This is a genomic window from Rathayibacter sp. AY1B8, from assembly GCF_002932775.1.
Taxonomy (GTDB): domain Bacteria; phylum Actinomycetota; class Actinomycetes; order Actinomycetales; family Microbacteriaceae; genus Rathayibacter.
Genome location: NZ_PSWJ01000049.1, coordinates 1 through 4,079 on the forward strand (window position 1 = coordinate 1; position 4,079 = coordinate 4,079).

Consider the following 4,079-nt stretch of genomic DNA (forward strand, 5'->3'; position numbering starts at 1 on the left):
GCCGACGACGGCGTTGACGACGCCGAAGATCACCGCCACCAGCAGGTACGTGAGGACCGCCGCGGCGGAGCCCCTGCCGCAGCCCGAGCCCACCGCGGTGCTCCCTCCGCGGACCTGCGCCGACGACCCCCGCCTCTGCACTCCTGCGCCCGAGCCGACCATCGGCGGGCCCCTCACCTGAGCCCCGGCTCGCGGCCCGCCCCGCCCGCGGGGATAGTGGAGGCATGAGCAGACTCCTCCTCGGCCTCCTGACCAACGCCGTCGCGATCTGGCTCACGACCCTGGTCGTGGCGGGCGTGCGCGTGGACCCGTACGAGGAGGGCCCCGCCGCGGCGGTCCTCACGTACCTGCTGGTGGCGGTGATCTTCGGCGTCGTCAACGCCGTCGTCGGCGGAGTGGTGCGGGTGGTCGCGTTCCCCCTGTACGTGCTGACGCTCGGCCTGGTCTCGTTCCTCGTCAACGGCCTCCTGCTGCTGCTGACCGCCTGGATCAGCGGCCTCTTCGGCTTCGGCCTCGTCGTGGACGGCTTCTGGTGGGGCGTGCTCGGCGCCCTCGTGCTCGCCCTGGTGAACTGGTTCATCGGCCTCCTCCTGCGCCCCTTCCTCCGCCGCCGTCAGGACTGACACCGCGGGCTCGGCAGTCAGCATCGGCCGCGCCGCCGCCGCCCGGGAGGCCCCGCGCGCCATCGGTGGACGACGGCCGCGATCGGCCTGCTGTGGAGGAGCCGCGGTGCGCCATGATGGGCGGGTGACCCCCGACTCCCCTGCGCCCTCGGCCTTCGCCGTGTGCTTCGTCTGCACCGGCAACATCTGCCGGTCGCCGATGGCCGAGGTGGTGCTGCGCTCCCTGGCGGAGCAGGCGGGGCTCGGCTCCGCGATCGAGATCAGCTCGGCCGGCACCGGCGAGTGGCACCTCGGCGAGCACGCCGACAGCCGCGCCCTCGCGGCGCTGGAGCGTCACGGCTTCGACGGGGGCCGCCACCGCGCCCAGCTCTTCGACCCGTCCCGCTTCGCCGAGTTCGACCTGGTCGTCGCGCTCGACCACGGGCACGAGCGCGCGCTGCGCTCCTGGGCGCGAACCGAGGTCGACCGGCAGAAGATCCGCCGCCTGCTCGACTTCGAGCCCGGCCTCTCCCCGCAGGGCGACGTCCCCGACCCCTACTATTCCGATGCGGCGGCGTTCGACTCGGTGCTCGCGCTGATCGAGCGCGCCTGCCGGGCCCTCTTCGCCCAGATCGAACCAGGACTGCGCGGCAACCGCTCGGTCCGCCCCGACTCCACCGACGCGCGCGCCGCCCTCGCGCAGGACACCTGAGAACCGGAAGGCACCACCGCATGACCTCGCTCCCCACCCAGCCGCTGAGCCCCCTCGACGGCCGCTACAGCGGTGCCGTCTCGTCGCTCGGCGAGTACCTCTCGGAGGCGGGGCTGAACCGCGCGCGGGTGCACGTCGAGGTCGAGTGGCTGCTGGCGCTGACCGACCGCCGCCTCTTCGGCTCCGAGCCCGTCGACGCGGCGACCGCCGAGGAGCTGCGCCGCCGCGCCCGCGACTTCGGCCAGCCCGAGATCGACGAGCTGGCGACCCTCGAGGCCCGCACCCGCCACGACGTGAAGGCCGTGGAGTACCTCGTCCGCCAGTGGCTCGAGGAGCTGGGCCTGCAGCGCATCGCCGAGCTCACCCACTTCGCCGCCACCAGCGAGGACATCAACAACCTCTCCTACGCGATCGTGGTCCGCCAGGCCGTCGGCGAGATCTGGCTGCCGAAGCTGCGCTCGGTCGTCGCGTCGCTCCGGGAGCTGGCCGTCCGCTACCGCGACGAGTCGATGCTCAGCCGCACCCACGGCCAGCCCGCGACCCCGACCACGATGGGCAAGGAGTTCGCCGTCTACGCGTACCGGCTCGAGCGGGTCGTCGCGCAGATCGAGGCGACGGAGTACCTGGGCAAGTTCAGCGGAGCGACGGGCACGTTCGCCGCGCACCTCGCCGCCGACCCCGGCACCGACTGGCCCGCCCTCGCGGAGGAGTTCGTCACCTCCCTCGGCCTCGTCTTCAACCCGCTGACCACCCAGATCGAGTCGCACGACTGGCAGGCCGAGCTCTACGGCAGGGCCGCGCACGCGAACCGCATCCTGCACAACATCTGCACCGACGTCTGGACCTACATCTCGCTCGGCTACTTCCGGCAGATCCCCCAGGCCGGGGCGACCGGCTCGTCCACGATGCCGCACAAGATCAACCCGATCCGCTTCGAGAACGCCGAGGCGAACCTCGAGCTCTCCAGCGCCCTGCTCGACTCGCTCGCGCAGACCCTGGTCACCTCGCGCCTCCAGCGCGACCTCACCGACTCGACCACGCAGCGCAACATCGGCGTCGCGTTCGGCCACTCCCTCCTCGCCCTCGACAACATCGCGCGCGGCCTGCTCGAGATCGACCTCGACCCGACCGCCCTCGCCGCCGACCTCGACGGCAACTGGGAGGTGCTGGCCGAGGCGATCCAGACGGTGATCCGCGCGGAGGTGGCGGCCGGCCGCTCCTCGATCACCGACCCGTACGCGCTGCTGAAGGACCTGACCCGCGGCAAGCGCCTCGGTGCCGACGACCTCGCCGTCTTCGTGCAGGGTCTCGACATCGGCGACGCGGCGAAGGAGCGCCTGCTGGCGCTGACGCCGGGCGGCTACACGGGCCTCGCCTCGTCGCTGGTCGACCGCCTGAGCTGATCCGCCGGGCAGCGAGCGCGCGGGTGCCGCCGTCCTCGAGAGCGAGCACTCCGACTCCTGCGTGCTCGCGGCGGCGCGGTCGACGGCGGCGCGATGTCGGGGGTCGCATCTAGCGTCGGCGGCATGGGAGCGTGCGCGATCGGAGGGTGCGCCTCCTCGGCGGAGACGGGCGCCCCCCTCGCGCTCTGCGCGGCGCACCTCGGGCTCGCGCACGACTGGGTCGCCCGCGAGGACGGCGTGATCGACGCCCTGCCCTCGCCGTGCGCGGCGTGCGGGTCCCGCCTGGGCGTCCGGCTCCCCTCCGCCTGGCTCTGCGCCGCCTGCGAGTGGCGGCTCGGCGATGCTCCCGACGGCGAGCTCCCGCCGCCCCGGGTCGACGTCGTCTACTACATCCGCTTCGGCGAGCGGATCAAGATCGGCACCAGCGGCAATCCCCGGCAGCGCCTCCACCGGCTCCGGCACGAGGAGCTCCTCGCGTTCGAGCGCGGCGGGCGAGCACTCGAGCAGCATCGGCACGCCCAGTTCGCCGACGAGCGCCTGGAGCGCACCGAGTGGTTCGCGCGCAGCCCCGCGCTCGACGCCCACATCGAGACCGTGCGCGCCGGGGAGCCCGACCCCTGGGCCCTGCACCGCCGCTGGCGCAGCGAGGCGCTGGCCCTGCGGCTCTGACGCGTCGGCTGCGAGCCGGCGGCGACGACTCGACCGCTCCGACTCGCCGGTTCCCACGCGACGGTTCCCACTCGCGGCACTGCATCCGAGGGTCCCGCTCCGCCGAGCCGGACACCGGACGGAGCGACGGGGGCGGGTCCCGGAGGACCGTCCCGCAGCCGCCGCACGACGCGCTCAGCGCCCCCAGGCGTCGACGAGCAGCGGACCGCGGACATCGCGGAGCCGGTCGACCAGGCGGTCCGCCAGCGCGGCCGTGACCCCCGTGGCCACCAGGTCGTGGGGGCCGAGCGGCAGCAGCTTGCCCGTGCGGATGCGCACCACCTCCCACCCGGCGGAGCGGAGCGCGCGGTCCTTCCGCCGGTCGGCCTCCTCGCGGTGCCCGACGTGCTCGAGTCCGTGACGGCCGGTGGAGTCGTACTCGATCGCGACGCGCAGCTCGCCGAGCACCAGGTCGGGCCACGCCTCGCAGTGCTCGAAGAACGGCCGCGCGAGACGCACCGCCGTGTGCGCCGGATCGAAGACGAGCCGCTCGGCGAGGAGCGCCCGGAGCCGGGCCTCGACGGCGGAGGCGGGAGGAGGCGCGCACCGGCTCGCGAAGGGCTCGCCGACGGGGAGGTCCGGCGTCTTCGGGCACACGCGGGCGGGCCGGGCTCGGGAGCGCGCCGGGCGGGCGGCGGGGCCGGTGGACGGGAC

The 4,079-nt window shown here is 74.3% G+C and carries 4 protein-coding genes and 1 pseudogene; 4 read left to right on the top strand and 1 reads right to left on the bottom strand.

Annotated elements, in window-relative coordinates; genetic code table 11:
* The first annotated feature begins 224 nt into the window (after positions 1–224).
* The 4 genes from C5C63_RS16535 (at position 225) to C5C63_RS16550 (ending at position 3,386) form a co-directional block, all read left to right on the top strand.
* Complete coding sequence (locus C5C63_RS16535; RefSeq protein ID WP_104225199.1) at positions 225–623, top strand: phage holin family protein; 399 nt, start codon at positions 225–227, stop codon at positions 621–623.
* Positions 624–747: 124 nt separating this feature from the next.
* On the top strand, positions 748–1,314 hold the full coding sequence (locus C5C63_RS16540; RefSeq protein WP_181027248.1) for a low molecular weight protein-tyrosine-phosphatase: 567 nt from the start codon (positions 748–750) through the stop codon (positions 1,312–1,314).
* A gap of 20 nt (positions 1,315–1,334) precedes the next feature.
* Positions 1,335–2,717, top strand: a complete 1,383-nt coding sequence (gene purB, locus C5C63_RS16545; RefSeq protein WP_104225198.1) for an adenylosuccinate lyase — start codon at positions 1,335–1,337, stop codon at positions 2,715–2,717.
* Between the two features lie 123 nt (positions 2,718–2,840).
* Positions 2,841–3,386, top strand: coding sequence for a GIY-YIG nuclease family protein (locus C5C63_RS16550; protein ID WP_104273932.1), 546 nt, complete (start codon positions 2,841–2,843; stop codon positions 3,384–3,386).
* A 174-nt stretch (positions 3,387–3,560) separates the two neighbouring features.
* On the opposite strand, the pseudogene C5C63_RS16555 reads toward C5C63_RS16550, so the two are convergent.
* Positions 3,561–4,079, bottom strand: a pseudogene (locus C5C63_RS16555) (endonuclease domain-containing protein); the annotation flags it as partial.